Genomic DNA, 22,004 nt, shown 5'->3' with positions numbered 1-22,004 from the left:
CATACCTATGAATGTCCTTTTTTTTTTGTTCTATTTAAGAGATAAAAAAATGATAAGCCAGAATTATGTCTACGCTTTCTTTTGTTTATTTTGGGGTTACAAATTAAACTATTTTTAAACGCAAACCTGAAAAAGGGTATGCTTACAGTGGGCTAACTTCTAGTGTCTTACTAGACTATGTTATCTGAAAATTCACTATATTGACCATTCTAAAAAAAAAATTAAAAATGAAGAAAAAATTCTATGTATTGGCCTTAGGCCTTATTGCAACCACAATGTTATTTGCACAGGAAACATTTCCGCCAGATGAAATCATTGTTGGAACCTTTATCGGTAAAACAATCCCTCTAAGGGACTATGCCGTCTTAAACCCTTACAATCCTAATCCAAGTACCCCAATTACGATTGTTCCTAATGAGTCTATAACTCCTATTCAATTAAACAATACGACTACTGTAATTTCTAACTTACAAACTGAAAACGGGAGTATTAACGTAATGCCACTTGAACAAAATTTTCTTGGATCTTCGAATTCTGAATCTGGATTTGCACCACCAGATCCAACAGGAGCAGTAGGTCCTAATCACTACGTGCATTCGGTTAACTCTTTGGTAAAAATATTTGATAAGCTAGGTAACGTAGAAGTAGGCCCTGTAAGTCTTGCCAACTTTTTGGGAATACCTTCTAATAATGGAGATCCAATTGTACTGTATGATCAACTTGCCGATAGATGGGTTGTAAGTGAATTTGGTAGCGTTGGTGGAGGTAACTCATTGGCTATTGGTGTTTCAGAAACGAATGATCCAGGTGGAGCTTACAATGTTTATCAATACGCATTTTCTAGTTTGCCAGATTACCCAAAATATTCCGTATGGCATGATGCATACTATGGAACTGTGAACCTTGGTGGTTTTACTACAAGAGGTTTTGCCATGGAACGTGATGTAATGCTTGCTGGTGGGCCAAATCCACAAATACTTATTTTTACACTTCCACAAGTAGTTGTAAATCCTAACCAAGTAAAAAGTCCTGTTGCTGCTAATTTATTAGGAAATACTATCGATACTTCAGAGCCTGGATATATCACTTACTTACAGGATGATGCTTGGAATGGCGTTGCTTTTGACCATTTAAAAGTTTGGGAAATTGTTATGGATTGGAATAATGTTAACAATTCAACCATTTCAAACCCACTTGAAATTGCAACTGACCCTTTCGATGCTGGTGAGTTATTTGGTAATGGTAATGGTGCATTAAGACAGCCAGGAACTAATCAACGATTAGCAGCCCACGGAGGTATTATCTCATATTCAGCAAACTATAGACCTTTCGCAGGGCATAATTCTTGGTTAATTACCTTTAATACTTTTATAGATAATAATGAAACAGGAGGAATTCGTTGGATTGAACTTCGTAACGATGCAGTAAACGATTGGAGTATTTTTCAAGAAGGTACATTCTCAATTGCCGATGGACATAGTCGTGTTATGAGTAGTAGTGCTATGGATATTAATGGAAATATAGGTTTAGCCTATACAACAGGAAGTACTACATTGGCTCCTTCTTTACGGTATACAGGACGATTTAATGGCGATCCTCTAGGTCAAATGACGGTAGCAGAAACAGTTATTATTAACGGGCCGGGAGTTCGGAGCAACTTTCATAGATATGGGGATTATTCTCATATGACGATGGATCCTGATAACTTTACGTTCTGGTATACCAGTGATTACTTTTCGTCTAATAATTTTTGGGCAACCCGAATTGCTTCTTTCAAAATAAGTAATGGTTTTGCCTTAGATTTAGGAGCTGTGTCAATCGAACAACCTTCTAACGGTGCATTGACAAATAGCGAAACTGTTGAGGTTACGTTACGAAACTTCGGAACTACACCACAAACAGGATTTCCTGTTGAGTTAAGATTAGATGGAAGCTTAGAGGCTACTGAAACCTTCACAGGTACTATTGCAGCTAATTCATCAGAAACATTCACATTTGGACAAATGTTAGATCTTTCTACAGTTGGAGATAGTTATTCTATTGAAGTTTCAACAAATTTAGCTGGTGATCAATTTAGTAATAATAATAGTGTCACTAAAGTAGTAACTAATCTATTCGCAACTGATGTAGGAGTTGAGGCAATTACCTCTCCTATGAGTGGTTCAGGTATTGGAATGCAAACCGTAACTGTAGATCTTAAAAACTTTGGGGTAAATCCACAGTCAGGTTTTGATTTACAGTATACTATTAATGGCGGCACACCTGTTATAGAAACGTTTGCAGCAAGTATTGGTTCTGAAGAGTCGGTTAGCTTTAGCTTTGACGCAGATGCAGACTTAACAAATCCAGGATCGTATACGATTGAAGTAACTACCCTACTGGGAGGTGATCAACAACCATCAAATAATGTTGCTAGCGTCGTAGTAGAAAACATTTTATGCGTGCCATCAATAGACTGTAGTAATGGTGATGGCTTCAGACTAGTTTCTATTGCTGAAATAAACAATACTTCTGGATGTGAAGGATACGGTAATTTTATCGATCAAATTGCTAATTTAGGAAGTGGCACTACAAATAGTCTTACGATTACCACAGAAAGAGGTGATCAAAATGTAAGAGTTTGGATCGATTTCAATGACGATTTCAATTTTTCTTCAGGCGAATTAGTAGCTGGAAATGTAGTTATTGCTCCAGGGCAAGGAGCTGGAACTTTTACAGAAACTATAGATTTAGTAATTCCTAGTGGCGCTCAAAGTGGAGAGCACCTTATGCGTTTGAAGAGTAACTATGACGGTCCGGTACCAGTAAATGCTTGTACGTCTACTCAATTTGGAGAAACCGAGGACTATAAAGTTAATATTGGTGTACTTGGAGTAAATGATTTTGCTATTTCAAATTCTGATTTAGTAGTTGTTTCTTTAGGTGAAAATAAATTTGATATTACCTTAAACACAACATTTGAAGAAGGAGTGTTTATGGCTGTATACAATATGCTGGGTCAAGATGTTGGTTTTGAGAAATCACTTCCTAAGGTAGGAAACTCTTACAAAGCATCTTTAGATATGGGCAATATGTCTAGCGGAGTTTATCTTATTAAAATTGGTGGACAATCGACCACCACCTCTAAAACAGCTAGAATTATAGTAAAATAATTATTGAGATTAGATATTTTAATACTAAAAAGAGCGGGCAAGTGCCCGCTCTTTTTTATTTCATACGTTTAAAGAATTACTTCTTCTGAAGCAGTGCAATATAAAAACCATCAAATCCGGTTTTGTGAGCATAAATCTTCTCCTCCAAAACTAATGTGAAGTCTTTTCCTTCGTCTCGTTTTAGAAACGCTTTTACCTGATCGGTATTTTCTGAAGGTAATATGGAACAGGTAGCGTATACCAGCTGTCCACCCTCTTTCACCATTCTAGAATACGAATCCAACAACTCACGTTGTGTATCCTTGATATTCTGAATTCTTTCAGGATTTAACTTCCATTTACTATCTGGATTCCGTTTCAACACACCGAGACCAGAACAGGGAGCATCAATTAAAACCTTGTCACCTTTACCTACTAATTTCTTAATCGCTTTGGAAGAATCTATCAAGCGGGTTTCGATATTGTGAATACCATTTCTACGGGCTCTACGCTTTAATTCAGTAAGCTTGCTTTGGTAAATGTCCATAGAGACTACCTGTCCCTTGTTTTCCATTAACGAAGCAATGTGTAAGCTTTTTCCACCCGCACCCGCACAAGCGTCTATTATACGCATTCCTGGTTCCGGGTTTAATATCTGTGCCACCCGTTGAGAAGACGCATCCTGTACTTCAAACCAACCGTTCTTGAAAGGTTCAGTACTAAAAATATTGGAACGTTCTTTTAATTGTAAGGCATGAGGATATCCTTTAATTGTAGCTGTTTCAACATCTACATCAAATAGAGAATTTTGCAACTCTTTTACAGTAGTCTTTAATGCATTGGTTCTAATAATAACGGCTGCCTGGTTATTAAGAGCGGCAATTTCTTTGTCCCATAATTTCCCTAATTCTTTTTCACCCAACGCATCTAACCAATCTGGAATAGACTCACGCAGGGCACGTGTTTTAATAGCTTCATCAAACCTACCTTTAATACGTCTTGTAGGGGTATCTTCAAATTGTGGCCAATCTGGAATTTTAATTCCGTTAAGAGTAGCCCAAACTGTAAATAGTCTGAAAAGATTTGGGCGGCTATACGGCGCTTTTACTTCGGCGATTTCGGCATAAAGGCGTTTCCAACGTACAATGTCGTATGTAGTTTCAGCAATAAAACCCCGATCGCGGGCGCCCCAACGTTTATCACGTTTTAATGTATTGCGTAATACCTTGTCTGCCTGTTTGTTTTCATTGAAAATTAAATCAAGCGAATCTATGGTAGCGAATACAAGGTTTCTGTGTAATTTCATCTTTAAAAAATTGAATGATTCCAAAGCAAAATGCCTTGGAATACGAAGGTGCAAAGGTACTATAATCACTTGGTTTTAATTACTTTTGAAAAAACCTTTTTAGTATGCGAATTTTATACCTGCTGTTAGCTGTTGCCCTAACAGTCTCTTGTTCTTCAGAATCTGAAAATACCTTTACTTCAGTACAAATTGAACCTGTTTTTACAGATAGCTTGAGTATAAGAGCCATCACTCCTTTAGACGAAAATGCAGTTTGGTTTGCTGCTAATAATGGTAGGGTAGGACTCATTGATCACAACATACCTAAATTGGCAACAATTCATTATGAAGATTCTATTTTGGCATTTCGATCCATTGCCAAAACCAATAAAGCTGTATTTGTTTTGAGTATTTCAAATCCTGCGGTACTCTATAAAATAGGTGTAAACAACAGGGAAGCTACAAATATTGAAGAGGTTTATGTAGAAGAGTCCCCAACTGTTTTCTACGATGCCATGGCATTTTGGGACGACAAAGAAGGAATTGCCATGGGGGATCCTACAGATGGATGCCTTTCAATAATCATAACCAGAAATGGTGGAAATACGTGGACGAAAATCCCTTGTGACAAATTACCTAAAACTGAAAAAGGCGAAGCAGCTTTCGCGGCAAGTAACTCCAATATTGCCTTGCACGGTAATCACGCTTGGATTGTTTCTGGCGGGAAGCGCGCTCGTATTTTTCATTCTGGCGATAAAGGAGCTACTTGGGAAGTTTTTGAAACTCCCATTATTCAGGGAAAAGCAATGACAGGTATTTATAGCGTAGATTTCTTTGATGAGACAACGGGTGTTATTTTTGGAGGTAATTGGGAAGATCAAGCATTTAACGAAGGCAATAAAGCTATCACCAAAGATGGTGGAAAAACATGGAAGTTAATAAGCAACGGTAAAGGTCCGGGATACAGATCCTCGGTACGGTTTGTTCCTGGTAGTAATGGAAAGGGTATTGTGGCCGTTGGCTCACCCGGAATTTCTTACAGCCCAGATCAAGGAGAAACCTGGTCAGCACTTTCGTCAGAAGGTTTTTATGCTATTGAATTTGTAAACGATACCTTAGCTTTTGCCAGCGGACGTAATAAGATTTCTAAGCTTATTTTTAAAAACGATTAAGGACGTCCTTTTTTATTTCGGTAACGTTCTAAAAGCTTTCGCTTAAAATCGTCTTCGGCTTTACGAAGAAGGATGATTTTCTTTGGAGGGATTACGCCTTTTAAATCTTTAACCAACGCACGATAAGTTTGCAGTTCCTTTTCTTTTACATCTAAGGATTTTTCAATAAGAGCAGTAGCTTCTGCATCTGTAAGGATATCAAAATCGTTTTCAATTTTTTTCATAACCTCCTTCCATTCCGTTTTACGGAGTGTATGCATTTTGTCTTCAGTAGCATTGTAAATAGGCCAAAACCCTTCAGCTTCTTTAGCTGTTAAGCTAAGTTGTTCGGTAATATGCGCCACTTTTAAGGCTTTTATTTTTTCGTGTTTCCCTTGGGCAAATAGTGTTGTGGTAAAACAAAGGGTGAGGAGGATGAGTGCTTTTTTCATAGGTATGTTATTCTAATAATAAGCTAGTGTCGTCTAGGTTGTTAAATAAGTAATCGCTCAGGTTTTCTACTGAAATTTCTTCAGAAGACCCCATTAAAGTTTCAAAGTCTTCATCTTGAAGGTATATTGAAAGATCATCGGCAGAAAGATCCAGCTCACCGTCTTGGATGTATGCTGAAACCGCCGTAGCGTTAATATCATCAAAAGAAAAAGAGTTATGAGTACCAAATGGGTACACCGTTAAAATAAGCGTTACTACTGCTGCAACTCCAGCTATTGCGTATAAGACTATTTTTCTTTTTTGGGTTGTTCTTATGGGTTGTTCATTACGAAGTACTTTCCAGTTCGACGTTGTTTCGGTTTGTACTATTTTTTCTTCTACAGTATCAAAATAACCTTCAGGAACGGTAAAACCAGTATTCTTAGGTAATTGTTCCTCCTTTAGTTTGTCCAGCATACGTGCGTCAAATTCTTCGAAGTATCCTTCGGGAATTTTAAAGCCAGTAGTGTATTTGTTATTTTCCATTATAGAGGTTGGACTTTTAATTTATAAAATGGTTTCATTACCTTCAAAGTATGCGGTTATTTTCTTTACTGCAATATGGTAGGTACTCTTTAATCCTCCTACCGATGTTTCTAAAATTTCGGAGAGTTCTTCGTAGGTATGATCCTCAAAATATTTCATATTAAATACCAATTGTTGTTTTTCTGGTAAGATAGCAATCGCTTTTTGTAATTGTAATTGTATGGCATCGCCTTCAAAATAAACATCGGTTTGTAAATTTTCTAAGGTTTGTTGTTGTAATTCCTCGTTGGTAATGTGATGTCTTTTCGCTCTCTTATTTATAAAGGTAATTGCCTCATTTGTTGCAATACGATATAGCCAAGTATACAATTTACTGTCTCCTTTAAACTTGTCCATATTTCTGAAAACTTTTATAAAGGTGTTTTGCAAGACGTCATCTGTATCGTCGTGTGATTTTACCATATTTCGTATATGCCAATACAGTCTTTCTTTATAGGTGGATACCAGTATTCTGAACGCCTCCTCTTTTTGGGAAGGTTCTTTCAATAAATTAACAAGCTCTTGTTCCTGAACCACCAAGTAGTTTTCTTTAAATATAAGACTTCTTTTATTAAAAAAGGTTTCATGTAGTATAGCTAATAATTGTTTTTAATCGACAAAAAGCATATAATATCGATAAAAAACACATTTTTTTTGTTTTGTAGGAAAAAAGGACTACATTTACCTCATACTTCTTATGTATTGTTCTGCATTATTAGCCCCAAGCGTAATGCGAACACACTAAAGACGGGTCTTAGCGGGGGCTGGCCCGTTTTTTTTATGTGTGAATTTTGAACATGCTTTTTTGTAGGAATTATAATTGTAAAACCACAGTAAAATCGATAAAGTGTAAATTAAATTCGATTAAATGCATTTTCTATTTGGAATATTCGAAAATTGATTTATATTTACCAAACAAAATATTACTACTTATGTAAGCATAGTGTCGCGAGCCCCAAATGTGGCACTATAAAAATAAAAGAGAGCGAAGCCCCAAATCGCTCTTTTTTTATGCCATAAAGTTTTGTTTGAATAAATTATTTTAAAGATAGATTTAAGCAAAGGATTGCATCTCTACCAAGCTGTAATAAACGCCTTTCTTAGTAAGTAATTCCTCGTGTCTTCCTTGTTCCACAATTTCCCCTTTGCTCAATACCACAATAGTATCTGCATTCTGTATAGTAGATAATCTATGTGCAATCACTACAGAAGTGCGGTGTTGCATCATTTTTTCTAAAGCGTCTTGTACCAGGCGCTCGCTTTCAGTATCTAGAGAAGAGGTAGCTTCGTCTAAAATCATAATAGGAGGATTTTTAAGGACCGCTCTTGCAATACTAAGACGTTGTTTTTGTCCGCCACTTAATTTGTTTCCGCCGTCACCTACGTTCGTATCAAATCCCTCAGGAAGTTGTTTTATGAATTCATAGGAATTGCTAATTTCAGCTGCTTCCAATAAGTCTTCTTTAGATGCCGTAGGTTTTCCAAGTTTCAAATTGTTAGTCACCGTATCATTAAAGAGAATAGAATCCTGAGAAACTATACCCATTAGCCCTCGTAACGATCCTTTTGATATATTTTTAATATTAACGCCATCAATTTCAATAGTACCTTCATTCACATCATAAAAGCGTGTCAATAAATTTGCAATGGTACTTTTACCACTACCAGATTGTCCCACAAGTGCCACTGTTTTACCTTTTGGTATTTCCAGTGAAAAGTTCTTAAGCACGTAGTGGTCATCATATTTAAAAGAAATATTTTTAATGGATATAGTTGCGTTGAATCCCTCTTTTTGAACTGGATTTTCTATATCTGTGATGGTGTTTTCTGCTTCTAATAATTCTAAGATACGGAGTGCAGAACCATCAGCTCGTTTAATTGCATAACTAGCTTTGGCAATCGCTTTGGCAGGGGTGAGAATATTGTAGGCTAACATAATATACCCTAAAAAGAAACTAGCTTCTAAGGTTCCGTCTACAAAAACCAGGTATCCACCATATACTAAGAGTACTCCAATCGTAATAATCCCCAAAAGTTCACTTAATGGTGAAGCTAAATTTTGACGGTTCAATACTGCATTAGAGTGCTTGTAAAATCGTTCATTACTGGCTTCAAATTTTTTCTGAAATAATTGTTCGGCGTGAAATGCTTTAATAATTCGTAAGCCTCCCATAGTTTCCTCTAAAATGGAAAGAAAAACCCCTTGTTCCTCCTGTACTTTTAAAGATCCTTTTTTCAGTGATTTACCAACTTTAGAAATTAAAAAACCAGAAATTGGTAAAAAGATAAATACAAACAGCGTAAGTTTTGGGCTTATAAAAAGCATAGTGATCAAGGAGAACAATATGGTTAACGGTTCCCTTACTATCATTTCTAGTACAGAAAGCACAGAGTTTTTTACTTCGTCAACATCTCCACTTAGCCTGGAGATGGTATCGCCCTTTCTTTTTTCTGAATAAAAGGCCAGAGGAAACTGAATTACTTTGCTGTATAGATCGTTCCTAAGATCTTTTAAAACGCCATTCCTCATAAAAGTAGAATAAAACATAGCAAGATAATTACTCAAATTCTTTAGTAGAAAAAGTGCAATGATAATACCCACCATATACATAAGGACTCTAAATTCGCCATACTTATTAATAGTGTCAATTATAAAATAATTGAGGTATTCCTGCGAATAATCTTTTATACTAGTGAAACCTTCATATACAGGTTTTGGACCCACTGCGCGTTCTTTGCTAAAGATAATTTCTAAAACAGGAATGAGTGCTACAAAAGATAGTGTACTGAACAACGCATACAATACATTAAAAAAAATGTTGAGAAAAGCATACTTTTTATAAGGATATGCGTAGCGTAATATTTTTTTGAAATAATTCATTAACTCATGTTTAATTGCGTCGTTATAGCGTTTATTTTTTGCTGAAGAATCTGTAGCCCATCTTCAGTTCCAGCTGCCGTTTTTACGCTTATGTAAAACTTTATCTTAGGCTCTGTTCCACTGGGTCTGGCTGCAATTTTACTGCCGTCTTCAGTATAATAAATCAATACATTAGACTTCGGAATGGTTAGTGCTGTAACCGAATTGTTCGTCATGTTTTTAGCTTCACTTGACGCGTAATCCTCAATAAGAATCACCTTGCTACCATTAATTTCAGTAAAAGGAGTTTCCCGTAAGTTTTTCATCATGGTTTTAATTTCTTCAGCTCCTTTTTTGCCTTTTTTTACGATGGAAATAAGTGCTTCGCTATAATCGCCGTACTGTTCAAATAATTCTGAAAGATATGTGTATAAGGTGCCGTTTTTTTGTTTTCGTTGCGCGGCCATTTCGCAGGCGAGTAGGGTAGCGGTCACAGCGTCCTTATCGCGTACAAAGTCACCCACCATAAATCCGAAACTCTCCTCGCCACCACCAATAAATTGTAGCTCAGGGAAGTCCTTTACCATCTTGGCAATCCACTTAAAGCCTGTAAGCCCTTCTTTATATAGTACACCAAAATCTTCTACTATGGCTTTCACCATTGGCGTGGAAACGATGGTAGAGGCAACAAACTGGTTTCCGTCTAGTTTATCTGCTTCTTTCCATTGGGTAAGTAAAAAATGGGTCATTAATATCATGGCTTGGTTTCCATTAAGTATGGTCATCCTGCCTTCGTTGTTTCGTACGGCAATGCCTAAGCGGTCACAATCTGGATCGGTTCCTATAACTATATCGGCTCCTGTTGAGTTAGCTAATTCAATGGCCATTGCTAATGCTTCGGGTTCTTCAGGATTGGGAGAAACTACCGTTGGAAAATCTCCGTCTGGTGTTGCTTGCTCTTCAACCACCAATACGTTTTTGTAGCCTGCCTGCTCCAAAACTTTAGGAATCATTGTGATGGAGGTTCCGTGTAAGGAGGTGAAAACTATTTTTAAATTCTTTTTTGCTTCAGCTGAAGTAGTAAAACTTCCGTTCTTGACAGAAGCGTCAGCAAATGCGTTGTCTACTTCGGTATCTATGAGTGTTATTAAATCGTCATTGCCTTCAAATTGTATAGCATCGTAGGCAAGCGAATTGATCTCAGCAATAATTTCAGCATCTTGTGGCGGTACTAATTGCCCGCCGTCTGCCCAGTACACTTTGTAACCGTTGTATTCTGGCGGATTGTGACTTGCGGTAAGTACAATTCCGCACTGGCAACCCAAATGCTTTACTGCAAAGGATAGCTCTGGTGTGGGGCGTAATTCAGAAAAAAGAAAAACTTCAATATTGTTTGCTGCAAAAACCTGTGCAACAACTTGCGCTAGTTCTTTGCTATTATGACGGCAATCGTAGGCAATTGCTACTTTGCATTGTTTGTTTGGGAATTGTTGGTGCAGATACTTTGAAATTCCCTGGGTGTTTTTCCCAAGCGTGTATTTGTTGATGCGGTTGTCACCAACACCCATCACGCCGCGCATGCCGCCTGTTCCAAATTCCAAACTTTTATAAAAACTGTCCTCCAGACCTTCGGGGTCGTGAGCAATCATATCTTTAATAGTCTGCTGTGTCGTGGCGTCAAAAGTTGGGGTAAGCCACGCATTTACGCGTTCTAAAATTTCCGGAGCTACGTATATCATGAATTGGTGCGTGTTTGTTTAAAACGGTGCAAAAATACGGAAATGAAATTTGTTGAATGGTGAGTTGGTGGATTACTTAATTTAGTAGATTTAACCCCTTCCGAAATTTTGTGTTTCGATGCTTTGCGACTGATTTAACTAAAGTGACAAAATTCCAGCTTCCCCTTAACGCTTTGAAAAGCAGTGAATACTCCACAATCCACATACTAGGGGAAGGAGCGAAATTGATTTTTAAGACCAAAAAAACTTGCACATGCCGAATAAGCTCCTTCCCCCAGCGGCTAAATAATTTTAATGGAAGTCACCATTAAGCTCCCGCGTGTCGGGGGAAGGTGGATTTCGGGTAAAGTGTACAATGAAAATTCAGACTTTTTAATCCGAAATTCGGAAGGGGGACTTTTCTTATCTTTTAAACCTACGACCTATATGGCCACATTCCGCCACTCCTTAATCAAGTAATTTTGAGAGTCTTTTTTATTCCGAAGTATCAATTCGCCTATAAAACCAGCCAAAAACAGCTGGCTTCCTAAAACCATAGCGGTTAGGGAAATGAAGAATTCTGGGCGTTCGGTTAGGAGTCTGCCTTTTGTATTGATGAAGAGTTTGTCTATCCCTAAATACAGCGCAAAACAAAATCCAATAAATAGCATTATGGCTCCCCAGGCTCCAAATAAGTGCATTGGACGTTTGCCGAATCGAGACAAAAACCAAATAGTAATAAGATCTAAGAAACCTCGTACAAAGCGTTCGGCTCCAAATTTTGTGGTGCCGTATTTACGGGCCTGATGTTGTACTATTTTTTCGCCAATCTTATTGAAACCAGCATTTTTGGCCAATACGGGGATATAGCGATGCATATCTCCTGTTACTTCAATGGTTTTTACCACCTCTTTTTTGTAGGCTTTTAGACCACAATTAAAGTCGTTTAAGTGCACACCAGATGTTTTTCGAGCCGCAAAATTGAACAGTTTAGAAGGTAAATTTTTTGCCATAACCGAATCGTATCGCTTCTTTTTCCAGCCGGAAACCAGATCGTAGCCGCCTTGGGTAATCATTTGGTAGAGTTCGGGGATTTCTTCTGGATTGTCTTGGAGGTCTGCATCCATAGTGATGACTACGTCACCTTCGGCTAAAGCAAAACCGGCGTGCAAGGCTTGTGATTTCCCGAAGTTTTTCAAAAAACGGATTGCCTTTACTTCTGAATGCTGTGAAGCAAGCGTATCTATCAACTCCCAGGAACCATCGGTGCTACCGTCGTCTATAAAGATGAGTTCATACAAAAAACCATTGGACTGCATGGTGTTTGCAATCCAATGGTATAATTCTGTAAGTGATTCTTCTTCGTTAAGAAGGGGAATGACAATAGATAGGTTCATTCAGCAAAAATACTAAATATGTGCGGGTCTATTTACTTTCATGACTAAACCTGTGATAAGCGAGATGATAAAGCCGAAAAACAGCGTCATTATAATAGCCATAGCAGATATAATTGCTGGGCTCATCATTGTTTCGGTAATACTCATCCCCATATCAATTTGTTCTTGTGTCATATTAGGGTTTTTCTCAAGCATATTATCTTCGGTAGCAGCGAGCATATTTGGAATAAAGTCTGGTTCAATGACAGTCATAAAGATTAAATTGAAAATAACACCTAAGATTGCGGCGATGAGTGAAATTGCCAGGCCTACCTTTAAGGCTTCTCCTAAGCTTAGAAAGCCTGAATTATCTTTTTTAAAGGTCTTAATGCCTAAAAGTATACAAGCAATCATTGCTACAAAGCCTAATGCACCTTGCCACCAGGGTTGTTCGTAGGTGAGGTCCATAACATAAACAATAACACTAAGTAGTATAGTAATAAGTCCTAAGACTGCACCATACGGCAATGCGATTTTTTTAACTGAAGCTGTTTGAGTTTCCATGAGATAAGAAGTTTTTTGGTTTGTTACTGTTAGTATTCAAAAATACTAAAATGTTACACGCTACCAACAAAAGTGTATTTTTGCGCGTGTAATTTAATATTCTGCAAAATTTTTATTTTTTGTATTGCTGCATTTGGAAATTTCCTTACATTTGCACACTCAAAATCGGAGAAAAATAGTCAAGACGATGAAAAAAGATATACATCCAGCAAATTATAGAGTAGTAGCATTCAAAGACATGTCTAACGAAGAGGTGTTTTTAACAAAATCTACTGCAGATACCAAAGAGACATTAGAAGTTGATGGTGTGGAGTACCCATTGGTAAAAATGGAAATTTCAAGAACATCTCACCCGTTCTATACTGGTAAGTCTAAACTTATTGATACTGCAGGACGTATTGACAAGTTTAAAAACAAGTACGCAAAATTCAAGAAACCTGCTAAGCAGGAAGAAGAAGCTAAAGATAGCGAGTAAGCCAACTTACTTTCTTAGTTATATATAGTATTAGAAAGCCTTCGAGAAATCGAAGGCTTTTTTGTGCTTCGATACTATTCTTTAAAGCCTTTTGGCTTCAAAGAATCACTCAGTAACCCTAAATTTTTAGTGGATTTAAAAGTTTTTAAGAATCACTTTGCGAAATGTTAAACAAGATTGGCAACCTTCGAGTGTTAGTTTTTACACTTTTAGCCTCACACCTCACACCTCACACCTCACACCTCACACCTCACACCTCACACCTCACACCTCACACCTCACACCTCACACCTCACAGCGAAGCGATCTCACCACTCACCTCTCTATTCCGAAATCACATCACTCAACAAATACGCAATCGCCTTTCCAACTTGTCCCGGGAATAATTCCCTGTTAGGCGCGCCTTCACAAATATGAATATAGGTACAGGTCTTTTTTGCTGAAAAATAGTGAAGAAACCGTCTACATTCTTCCAAACTAAAACCACTTGGCGTCATCGCACTACTGCCCATATTGGCAACGGCGTCTAAATCTATCTCTAACCCAAACGGTTGTTGGGTACAAAATGCTTCAGCTTCCTGGAGTGCTTCGGTAAAGGTCTTTTTGTTTTTTACTGAAATATCCTCAAAAAATGAAAATTGAACGGTATCCGAAACTTCCGCCATACTATCAAACACAGCTTGCGATGTGTAATTGCGATGTAATCCGAAGATGAAATACTTGTTTAAAAATCCTTCTTCGGCAGCATAGCTAAACCCATTACCGCTGTGGCGATGTTCTAATGCTCGAAAGTCGGTATGGGCGTCAAAATTGATACAGTTTATAGATTTTTCCAATGCTTTTGAAGCGCCTTTCAAATTTCCGAAACTATTATTATGGCCGCCACCAATGATAATGGGAATTTTTCCTTGACCAACTATTTTTTCAATTACTTGCGTTACCATATGGTCTATTTGGGTGACTAGTTCCCCTAATTTTTCAAGATAGTGCGTGTCACTTGGTTTTAGTGTTTCAGCTTGTTGCATCTGCTGTGAGCAATCCAGTTCGCCCAAAACGATTACGTTATGTGCTTGGCAATACTGCGTCTGCTGAATATTACAAAGCGAGGACAAAGTAGCCTCCCAGGCTTTTGAAGCGCCAGGTTTGCCAGAATTCGCTCGCACGCCAATATCTTCAGGAATGCCTAATAACACATACTGCTGTGGCTTATCTTTTAGTTCCTTCAAGGAACCGACGGTAATCGCGGCCTGTCCAAATTTAAGTTCACCATTCCTAGGGTTGGTGTGGGCTAACAGTTTTTTTTTGGAATAAAATTTCAACATTATTGAATTATTTTTCCGCTAATGATCACCGTTTCAATATTATTATTTCCGAAGTCGTAGGGTAAAAATCCGTAACTCGGAATTTCCCTCGTAATCATCACACTGGCGCTTTTTCCCTTAGTAATACTACCGTGGGTATCGCTCAGTCCCATTGCATACGCACCATTAATAGTTGCCGCGTTTATGGCTTCTTCGGGGGTAAGTTTCATTTTAATACAGGCGGTGGCTACTACAAAATTCATATTTCCGCTTGGGGTAGATCCCGGGTTGTAATCGGTTGCAAGCGCCAATGGTAATCCTGCATCAATCAATTTTCTTCCTGGGGTATATGGGATGCTTAAAAAGTAAGAGCAGGAGGGAAGTGCTACCGGCATCGTATCGCTACCTTTTAATACTGAAATATCTTCTTCGGTCAATACTTCCAAGTGATCTACACTCAATGCATCGTGAACAACTCCAGCTTGTACACCACCAATAGCATTAAACTGATTTACGTGAATTTTTGCGGCTAAACCATAACTATTACCAGCCGTTAATAATTTGTTTGTGTCTTCTACAGAAAAATAGCCTTCTTCGCAAAAAATATCTACATAGTCTGCTAGTTTTTCTTGGGCTATTTTTGGGAGCATTTCGGTAATGAGAAGGTTCATATATCCGTCTTTATTTCCTTTAAATTCAGTAGGAACGGCGTGTGCTCCTAAGAATGTGGTTTTTACTGCAACGGGATAGTTTTGTCCCAATTTTTTAGCTACGCGGAGCATTTTTAATTCGGCTGCCGTAGTGAGACCATAACCGCTTTTAATTTCTATGGCACCCGTTCCAGAACGCATTACTTGCGCAAGACGTTTAGACGATTGTTCGTATAAATCATCTTCGGAAGTAGCTTGTAGTTTTTTGGCACTGTTTAGAATCCCACCGCCTTTTTCGGCAATTTGCTGATAGCTGAGTCCTTTAATTCGGTCTACAAATTCCTGTTCTCGGTTTCCGGCGTATACAATGTGTGTATGGCTATCGCACCACGTGGGAAGCACCATTTTACCTGTGCAATCTATGATTTTGTCTGCGGAAGTTTCAGCTAAGGTATTCATACTTCCGAAGTCTTTTATTACTTCATCTTCCAGCAACAACCAGGCATTTTTAAAACTGGGAAGCACATTCATCGCTTCGCCAGCCACTTTTTGTAATCCGGACTCCCGTATTTGAAGAAGTTCCTTTATGTTCTTTAACAATATTTTCATACGCTAAATATAGCAAACCTTCATAAAGATTAATACCTTAGAGGTCTAAAATTTGAAGCCATGGGCAAAACCGAAAAAATGGGCATAAACACTATTTGTGCACACGTAGGAGAGATAAAAGACGAACAGTTTAAAGGGGCGATTTCTCCTTTGTATATGAGTAGTTCATACGCCTATGAAAATGTGGATGTTAAACGGTATCCACGCTATTTCAACACACCAAATCAGGAAGCCTTAGGAAAGAAAATTGCTGCGCTGGAGCATACCGAAGCTGGAATGATCTTCGGGAGTGGTATGGCGGCCGTGAGCCATTGTTTGCTGGCTTTTCTTCAAAAAGGAGATCATATTGTTTTGCCGAAAACACTCTATGGTGGTACGTATAACTTTGTAGTGGAAGAGTTTGCTAAGTTCGGAATTGAATACACCTTTGCCGATGGTTTTAGAGAAGCCGATTTCAGAAAAGCACTTCAAAAAAATACCAAAGTACTTTATGTAGAAACGCCCAGCAACCCGTTGATGTTGATTACCGACTTACGAATGATTGCCAACCTGGCCAAAGAGCACAAGTTGGTATCTATGATAGACAACACCTTTGCGTCCCCCATCAATCAAAATCCGGCCGATTTTGGTATAGATATAATGATTCATAGTGCTACTAAATATATGGGTGGGCACAGTGATATTTGTGCAGGTGCAGTAGCGGCAAGTGAAGCGCATATGTTGCGTATTTGGAATCTTTCCAAAAATATTGGTGGGAGTTTGAGCGACTATACCGTTTGGCTGTTGGAGCGAAGTTTAAAAACAATGGCATTACGGGTAAAAGCACAAAACCGAAATGCAAAACGAATGGCAAAGTGGTTGCAAAACCATGCACTAGTGAAAAAGGTACATTATCCAGGGTTGAAAGATCATCCCGATTATGAATTGGCAAAGAGACAAATGAAAGGATACAGCGGAATGTTGTCATTCGAATTAATACCCTCTGTAAATGCTGAAGCTTTTATGCAGGCACTTAAACTAATTAAACAATCCATGAGCCTGGCAGGTGTAGAATCTACTATTTTATCACCCGCAAAAACAAGTCACGGCTTACTCACTCCTGAAGCTAGAGCACATCAAGGAATAAGTGATGGTTTGTTACGATTTTCGGTAGGAATTGAAGAAAAGAAAGATTTGATTGCCGATATTGAACAGGCTTTTAAAGCTGTAGCAAAAAAAGAGTTGGTTTAATCGGTATTTTCCCCTCGGCTACGCTCGGGGTGCGATGTACTTAAACTTTAGCCACTTGTTGCCTATCCTCGTGCCCCGAGCGGAGTCGAGGGGAACATTTAAATTTTAAAAAATGAAACTAGACATACTAGCCATAGGCGCGCATCCCGACGATGTAGAAATGAGCTGCGGCGGTACTTTGGCCAAAGAAATTGCCAACGGAAAAAAAGTAGGTATCCTTGATTTAACAAGAGGGGAACTCGGAACTCGTGGTTCAGCCGAAATTAGAGATGCAGAGGCTAAAAATGCTGCTGAAATTTTAGGGGTTTCTGTTAGGAAGAATCTTGAATTTGGAGACGGGTTTTTTGTGAATAATCATGCGACACAACTAGAAGTAATTAAAATAATACGAAAATATCGCCCTGAAATCATTTTGTGCAACGCCGTAGACGATCGCCATATTGACCATGGGAAAGGAAGTAAATTGGTGAGCGATGCTTGTTTTTTAAGCGGTTTGGTGAAAGTAGAAACCATTCATCAAGGCAATCACCAGCATCCCTGGCGCCCAAAAGCTATTTATCATTATATTCAATGGAAAGAACTTACGCCAGATTTTGTAGTGGACATCACGGGCTTTGAGGATAAAAAGATGGAAGCGATCTATGCGTATCGCAGTCAGTTTTTTGATGAGAATTCTACAGCACCCAATACGCCTATCTCTTCTAAAAACGCTACCGACAGTATGTTATACCGCAATAGAAACTTAGGGAGATTAATTGGCACCGAGGCAGCCGAAGGGTTTACAGTAGAACGATTGCCAGCAGTGGATTCAATTTTCGATTTGATCTAAAATATTTTCTATGTAAGTATTGCGCATACTGGGTGAATGCTTTATATTTGCAACCGCTAAAGCGATAAACGCTTTAGTGAATATGCTACCTCTTGAAAAAGAGCGCTACATGGTGGTTGTAGCTCAGCTGGTTAGAGCGCTGGTTTGTGGTACCAGAGGTCGCCGGTTCGAACCCGGTCTTCCACCCTTTACAAAGTCTCCAAAGAAATTTGGGGACTTTTTTTGTATACCGTTATTTTTGAAAATATGCCCGGGTGAGAAGCTTCGTCCTAAGCGTAGGTAAAGTTTTTCTGCTAATTTTCAGCGATGTAAGAGTTGCGTATCGAAGTAAATCCCAATTTTCATTCCAAAAAAAAAGTACTTCATTTATGAAATACTTTTTTTTTGAAAATTAAAAATCGTCCCTTGTTCAGGGGGATCTCGTCTTGTTACTTAATTTCCTTTGTTATAATCTGCCAAGAATTTTTCTAAACCACTATCGGTTAAAGGATGTTTCAGTAACCCTTCAATGGAAGAAAGGGGGCCCGTCATCACATCGGCACCAATTTTTGCGCATTCCAGAATATGCATGGTGTGGCGAATGGAGGCGGCCAGGATTTGGGTATCAAATTCGTAGTTGTCGTAAATGAGCCGTATTTCAGCAATTAGGTTGAGTCCGTCTGTGGAGATATCATCCAGTCTTCCTATAAATGGAGACACGTACGTAGCGCCAGCTTTGGCGGCCAAAAGTGCTTGCCCGGCTGAAAACACCAGGGTACAATTCGTTCTAATTCCGTTGTCACTAAAATATTTGATAGCTTTTATACCTTCTTTGATCATCGGTATTTTTACTACGATTTGGTCATGTAATTCGGCTAGTTGTTCGCCTTCTTTCACCATGCCTTTAAAATCTGTTGCAATCACTTCCGCAGAAACATCACCATCAACAATATTGCAAATGTCTACATAATGTTTTAAAATATTGTTGCGTCCCGTTATGCCCTCCTTGGCCATTAACGACGGATTGGTAGTAACGCCATCCAAAACACCCAAGTCCTGAGCTTCGCGTATTTGATCTAGATTGGCTGTATCGATGAAAAATTTCATAATAAGTTTTTTAGTTTCAGTAAAAATAAGGAAGAATTGTATGGTCTGGGCTGGGTTGCTAGAAAATTTTAATAGAAATTATCAATAGAATTTTAGTGAGCAGTAGCAATGCGTAGTTTGAAATTAGAACTTCCTTCGCACACTACTTTCTTTAAAGGAGCCCACACTTACCTCTGAAAATTGCAACCAGAAATTAAAGTTTATAATGTTTCATGACCATACGTTCGTATGTTTTATCTGGCAGTACACGCTTTAGTACGATAGAAAATTTCTGTAAAACTGCACCCACTTTGTAGTGAATTTTTGGATGCTTTGTTTCTATTATTTTTTGAACGGCTTCTGCCATATCGATAGGGTCGTTTCCAGCGTCTACGTGAGTGTTCATCATTTCTAACGTTGCTCCGTAGGCATTTTTGTAAGGAGAGTTTTCCAGAACCGGAGCATGATAGCGACCCGAGGCAATATTAGTGGCAAAATCGCCAGGAGCAATGTTGGTCATTTTTATGCCAAATTGCTTTGTTTCCATTCGGTAGGCTTCGGTTGTTATTTCTAAAGCGGCTTTGGTAGCACTGTAAATCCCCCGATAGGGCAATCCCATGTATCCGGCAATGGAGGTTACATTTATTATATGTCCGCTTTGTTGTTTCCGCATTTGAGGAAGAACGGCTTTTATAACGTGCAGTGGTCCGTAAAAATTTATTTCAAAAGCGTTTCTTATTTCGTCGGTTGGGGTTTCTTCAATGGGGCCTGTGATACCAACGCCTGCATTGTTTACAAGTACGTCTATTTTTCCCGCTTTATCAATTATTTGAGCTACGGCTTCGGTAATGGTTTCGGGTTTTGTTACATCAAGTTTCAGTAAAGAAAAGGGAATAGAACCAGTGTATTTAAGCGGGTTTCTGCTTGAACCAAAAACCGTATAGCCTCTTTCGTGTAAGTGCAATCCAATAGCTTTACCAATTCCTGATGAGGCTCCCGTAATAAAAACAACTTTTGGCATACATAGTTAGTGAATGGCAAAGATGCACAGTTGCGGCTAGTATTCCAAAAAAATGATAGAGAAAAGTAACTGTTGATGTTTCGGTATGTATTGAGGAGCCTGCTATTTTTAACTTTAATACTATAATTTCTTTAAAATTATTTGTTGGCCAAAGGACAACAAGCAGTTTCTGGAGTCTTTGCTATGTCTAAAAAATTCAATGGAAATAAAGGGAAAAATAGAGAAATGAGAATAAATAAAAAGTTCTTCTGCATTATAAAATGCTGCTTTATATAAGGTAGCTGCTTGATTTTGTGTTATTTCGCAATAGTATACTGAAGAAACTTTAGCGCACAAAAAATGGCAAGCTACCTACATCACACTGCTACAACCATTTACCCTTGCTGCGTTCCCGCCCTGGGGGATTCCATAGGAGCTAGTTGTGTAGGACTTGCCGATGCAAAGATAGTATACTTTAAATGCTTCAGCAAGCATTTTTGTCATCAATTATTTTGGCTATCTTGCGTTAAAATTTAGATCCCGTATGAAACTTTATAAGACTTTCATTTTCATATTTTTAGCTTGTATTTTTGCAGGTTGTGAAGATGAAATAAAAAATGCAAACGATTACTTTTCTCTTGAAATTAAAGAAGGAAAGAAAGTATTTACACCTGCCGAAAGTGTTTCGGTAACTCTTAACAACAAAAAAAATGTTGAGATCAGGAGTACAAAATTTATCCTCGACGGAACCGAAATCGCAACGGGTTCTATTCCGCTGGCACAACAAAGAATGGGAATACACACCATTGAGGCTGTTGTGGATGTTGAAGGAAAAGAATATTCAGTATATAAAGATATTACTATAGTAGCTCCTACAAAACCTGAAATTTATGGCTACACTATACTTGAAACGTATCCGCACGACCCGAAAGCGTACACACAAGGATTGGAGTTTAGCAACGATACCTTGTACGAAAGTACAGGGCAGTACAAACAATCTACCCTTAGAAAAACAGATTATACTACTGGTGAAGTAGTACAACAAATGGCCATTGGGGATCAGTATTTTGGTGAAGGGCTTACAATTTTGGATGGTAAAATATTTCAGTTAACGTGGAAAAGCGGCAACGGATTTATTTATAACAAAGACAGCTTTAAAAAAACCGGGACTTTTGTATATGGTAAAAGTAAGGAAGGTTGGGGAATGTGTAATGATGGCGAAAACATTTATAAAAGTGACGGCACCGAAAAAATATGGACTCTCGATAAAGAAACTCTTGCCGAGCAGAAATTTATTGAAGTTTATACCAATAAGAGTAAAATTGATACCATTAACGAATTGGAATGGGTAGATAATAAAATTTACGCCAACATATATCGTAAGGATGCTATAGCCATTGTGAATCCGAAGTCTGGTGCTGTGGAAGCGGTTATCAACTTAAAAGGTCTAAAAGAAAAAGTCACTCAAACAGCCGAATTAGATGTCCTTAACGGAATTGCTTACAAAGGCGAACCCAATATTCTCTATGTAACCGGTAAAAACTGGGACAAGCTTTTTAAGATTGAAGTGGTGAAAAACTAGCTTCGGTACTTTTTGTTGAAAATTTGTTTGCACCAATTTTCAACAAAATACTCAGCTACCTTTGCTATTGCATTTATTTCAAAATTCAAAATTCAAAATTCAAAATTCGTAGAAGTTCCCTAATTTTCCCCCTCAAACAATATTCCCCTTTTAAAAAAGTT

At 38.2% G+C, this 22,004-nt stretch carries 18 protein-coding genes, 1 tRNA gene and 1 other RNA gene; 7 read left to right on the top strand and 13 right to left on the bottom strand.

Annotation, left to right across the window (positions count from 1 at the left end; genetic code table 11):
- Positions 1-227 precede the first annotated feature (227 nt).
- Entirely contained in the window at positions 228-3,152 is a 2,925-nt protein-coding gene (locus ACQ2HF_RS15930; RefSeq protein WP_432411413.1) for a GEVED domain-containing protein, read from the top strand.
- 76 nt (positions 3,153-3,228) lie between these two features.
- Here the strand turns inward: ACQ2HF_RS15930 and ACQ2HF_RS15925 are convergent, their stop codons facing one another.
- On the bottom strand, positions 3,229-4,437 hold the full coding sequence (locus ACQ2HF_RS15925; RefSeq protein ID WP_432411412.1) for an RsmB/NOP family class I SAM-dependent RNA methyltransferase: 1,209 nt from the start codon (positions 4,435-4,437) through the stop codon (positions 3,229-3,231).
- A 104-nt stretch (positions 4,438-4,541) separates the two neighbouring features.
- Here ACQ2HF_RS15925 and ACQ2HF_RS15920 point away from each other — a divergent pair, with 104 nt between their 5' ends.
- Positions 4,542-5,588, top strand: coding sequence for an oxidoreductase (locus ACQ2HF_RS15920; RefSeq protein ID WP_432411411.1), 1,047 nt, complete (start codon positions 4,542-4,544; stop codon positions 5,586-5,588).
- Here ACQ2HF_RS15920 and ACQ2HF_RS15915 read toward each other — a convergent pair.
- The 7 genes from ACQ2HF_RS15915 to ACQ2HF_RS15885 all read right to left on the bottom strand — a co-directional run bounded on the left by ACQ2HF_RS15915 (position 5,585) and on the right by ACQ2HF_RS15885 (position 13,102).
- Positions 5,585-6,019 (bottom strand): hypothetical protein, encoded by a 435-nt coding sequence (locus ACQ2HF_RS15915; protein ID WP_432411410.1) that lies wholly within the window; start codon positions 6,017-6,019, stop codon positions 5,585-5,587. The two genes, ACQ2HF_RS15920 and ACQ2HF_RS15915, sit on opposite strands and share 4 nt — an antisense overlap.
- A 7-nt stretch (positions 6,020-6,026) precedes the next feature.
- Positions 6,027-6,545 (bottom strand): hypothetical protein, encoded by a 519-nt coding sequence (locus ACQ2HF_RS15910; RefSeq protein ID WP_432411409.1) that lies wholly within the window; start codon positions 6,543-6,545, stop codon positions 6,027-6,029.
- Positions 6,546-6,566: 21 nt separating this feature from the next.
- Entirely contained in the window at positions 6,567-7,121 is a 555-nt protein-coding gene (locus ACQ2HF_RS15905) for an RNA polymerase sigma factor (protein WP_432411408.1), read from the bottom strand.
- A 517-nt stretch (positions 7,122-7,638) separates the two neighbouring features.
- A complete protein-coding gene (locus tag ACQ2HF_RS15900; protein ID WP_432411407.1) occupies positions 7,639-9,465 on the bottom strand; it encodes an ABC transporter ATP-binding protein in 1,827 nt (608 codons plus the stop codon).
- A complete protein-coding gene (locus tag ACQ2HF_RS15895; protein WP_432411406.1) occupies positions 9,465-11,183 on the bottom strand; it encodes a phospho-sugar mutase in 1,719 nt (572 codons plus the stop codon). Before ACQ2HF_RS15895 ends, ACQ2HF_RS15900 begins: the two co-directional genes overlap by 1 nt.
- Positions 11,184-11,605: 422 nt before the next feature.
- Positions 11,606-12,559 (bottom strand): glycosyltransferase family 2 protein, encoded by a 954-nt coding sequence (locus ACQ2HF_RS15890; RefSeq protein ID WP_432411405.1) that lies wholly within the window; start codon positions 12,557-12,559, stop codon positions 11,606-11,608.
- A gap of 12 nt (positions 12,560-12,571) precedes the next feature.
- The gene (locus ACQ2HF_RS15885) at positions 12,572-13,102 is read right to left on the bottom strand and encodes a DUF4199 domain-containing protein (RefSeq protein WP_432411404.1); all 531 of its coding nucleotides are present in this window, start codon (positions 13,100-13,102) and stop codon (positions 12,572-12,574) included.
- Between the two features lie 187 nt (positions 13,103-13,289).
- On the opposite strand from ACQ2HF_RS15885, the gene ACQ2HF_RS15880 reads away from it, so the two are divergent.
- The gene (locus tag ACQ2HF_RS15880; RefSeq protein ID WP_432411403.1) at positions 13,290-13,577 is read left to right on the top strand and encodes a type B 50S ribosomal protein L31; all 288 of its coding nucleotides are present in this window, start codon (positions 13,290-13,292) and stop codon (positions 13,575-13,577) included.
- Positions 13,578-13,900: 323 nt separating this feature from the next.
- Here the strand turns inward: ACQ2HF_RS15880 and ACQ2HF_RS15875 are convergent, their stop codons facing one another.
- Together ACQ2HF_RS15875 and hutI are read right to left on the bottom strand one after the other, a co-directional pair.
- Positions 13,901-14,899 (bottom strand): formimidoylglutamase, encoded by a 999-nt coding sequence (locus tag ACQ2HF_RS15875; RefSeq protein WP_432411402.1) that lies wholly within the window; start codon positions 14,897-14,899, stop codon positions 13,901-13,903.
- The gene (gene hutI, locus ACQ2HF_RS15870) at positions 14,899-16,137 is read right to left on the bottom strand and encodes an imidazolonepropionase (RefSeq protein ID WP_432411401.1); all 1,239 of its coding nucleotides are present in this window, start codon (positions 16,135-16,137) and stop codon (positions 14,899-14,901) included. The genes ACQ2HF_RS15875 and hutI overlap by 1 nt, the downstream gene beginning before the upstream one ends.
- Before the next feature lie 60 nt (positions 16,138-16,197).
- On the opposite strand from hutI, the gene ACQ2HF_RS15865 reads away from it, so the two are divergent.
- The 3 genes from ACQ2HF_RS15865 (at position 16,198) to ACQ2HF_RS15855 (ending at position 18,383) form a co-directional block, all read left to right on the top strand.
- Complete coding sequence (locus ACQ2HF_RS15865; RefSeq protein ID WP_432411400.1) at positions 16,198-17,367, top strand: trans-sulfuration enzyme family protein; 1,170 nt, start codon at positions 16,198-16,200, stop codon at positions 17,365-17,367.
- A 112-nt stretch (positions 17,368-17,479) separates the two neighbouring features.
- Complete coding sequence (gene bshB1 / locus ACQ2HF_RS15860) at positions 17,480-18,196, top strand: bacillithiol biosynthesis deacetylase BshB1 (RefSeq protein ID WP_432411399.1); 717 nt, start codon at positions 17,480-17,482, stop codon at positions 18,194-18,196.
- Positions 18,197-18,307: 111 nt separating this feature from the next.
- Positions 18,308-18,383 (top strand) — tRNA-His (locus ACQ2HF_RS15855).
- Between the two features lie 245 nt (positions 18,384-18,628).
- Here the strand turns inward: ACQ2HF_RS15855 and fsa are convergent.
- From fsa to ffs, 3 genes are all read right to left on the bottom strand, one after another.
- The gene (gene fsa, locus ACQ2HF_RS15850) at positions 18,629-19,282 is read right to left on the bottom strand and encodes a fructose-6-phosphate aldolase (protein ID WP_432411398.1); all 654 of its coding nucleotides are present in this window, start codon (positions 19,280-19,282) and stop codon (positions 18,629-18,631) included.
- A 193-nt stretch (positions 19,283-19,475) separates the two neighbouring features.
- Positions 19,476-20,282: an SDR family oxidoreductase gene (locus tag ACQ2HF_RS15845; protein WP_432411397.1), complete on the bottom strand. Its 807-nt coding sequence runs from the start codon at positions 20,280-20,282 to the stop codon at positions 19,476-19,478.
- A gap of 337 nt (positions 20,283-20,619) precedes the next feature.
- Positions 20,620-20,718, bottom strand: an RNA gene (gene ffs, locus ACQ2HF_RS15840) — signal recognition particle sRNA small type.
- 87 nt (positions 20,719-20,805) lie between these two features.
- Between ffs and ACQ2HF_RS15835 the strand changes: the two genes are divergently transcribed.
- Complete coding sequence (locus ACQ2HF_RS15835) at positions 20,806-21,843, top strand: glutaminyl-peptide cyclotransferase (RefSeq protein WP_432411396.1); 1,038 nt, start codon at positions 20,806-20,808, stop codon at positions 21,841-21,843.
- Positions 21,844-22,004: the final 161 nt, after the last annotated feature.

Source organism: Rasiella sp. SM2506 (assembly GCF_050859505.1).
Classification (GTDB): Bacteria; Bacteroidota; Bacteroidia; order Flavobacteriales; family Flavobacteriaceae; genus Marinirhabdus.
The sequence above is the reverse complement of the archived record's forward strand: the minus strand, read 5'-3'. Positions and strand labels throughout refer to the sequence as shown.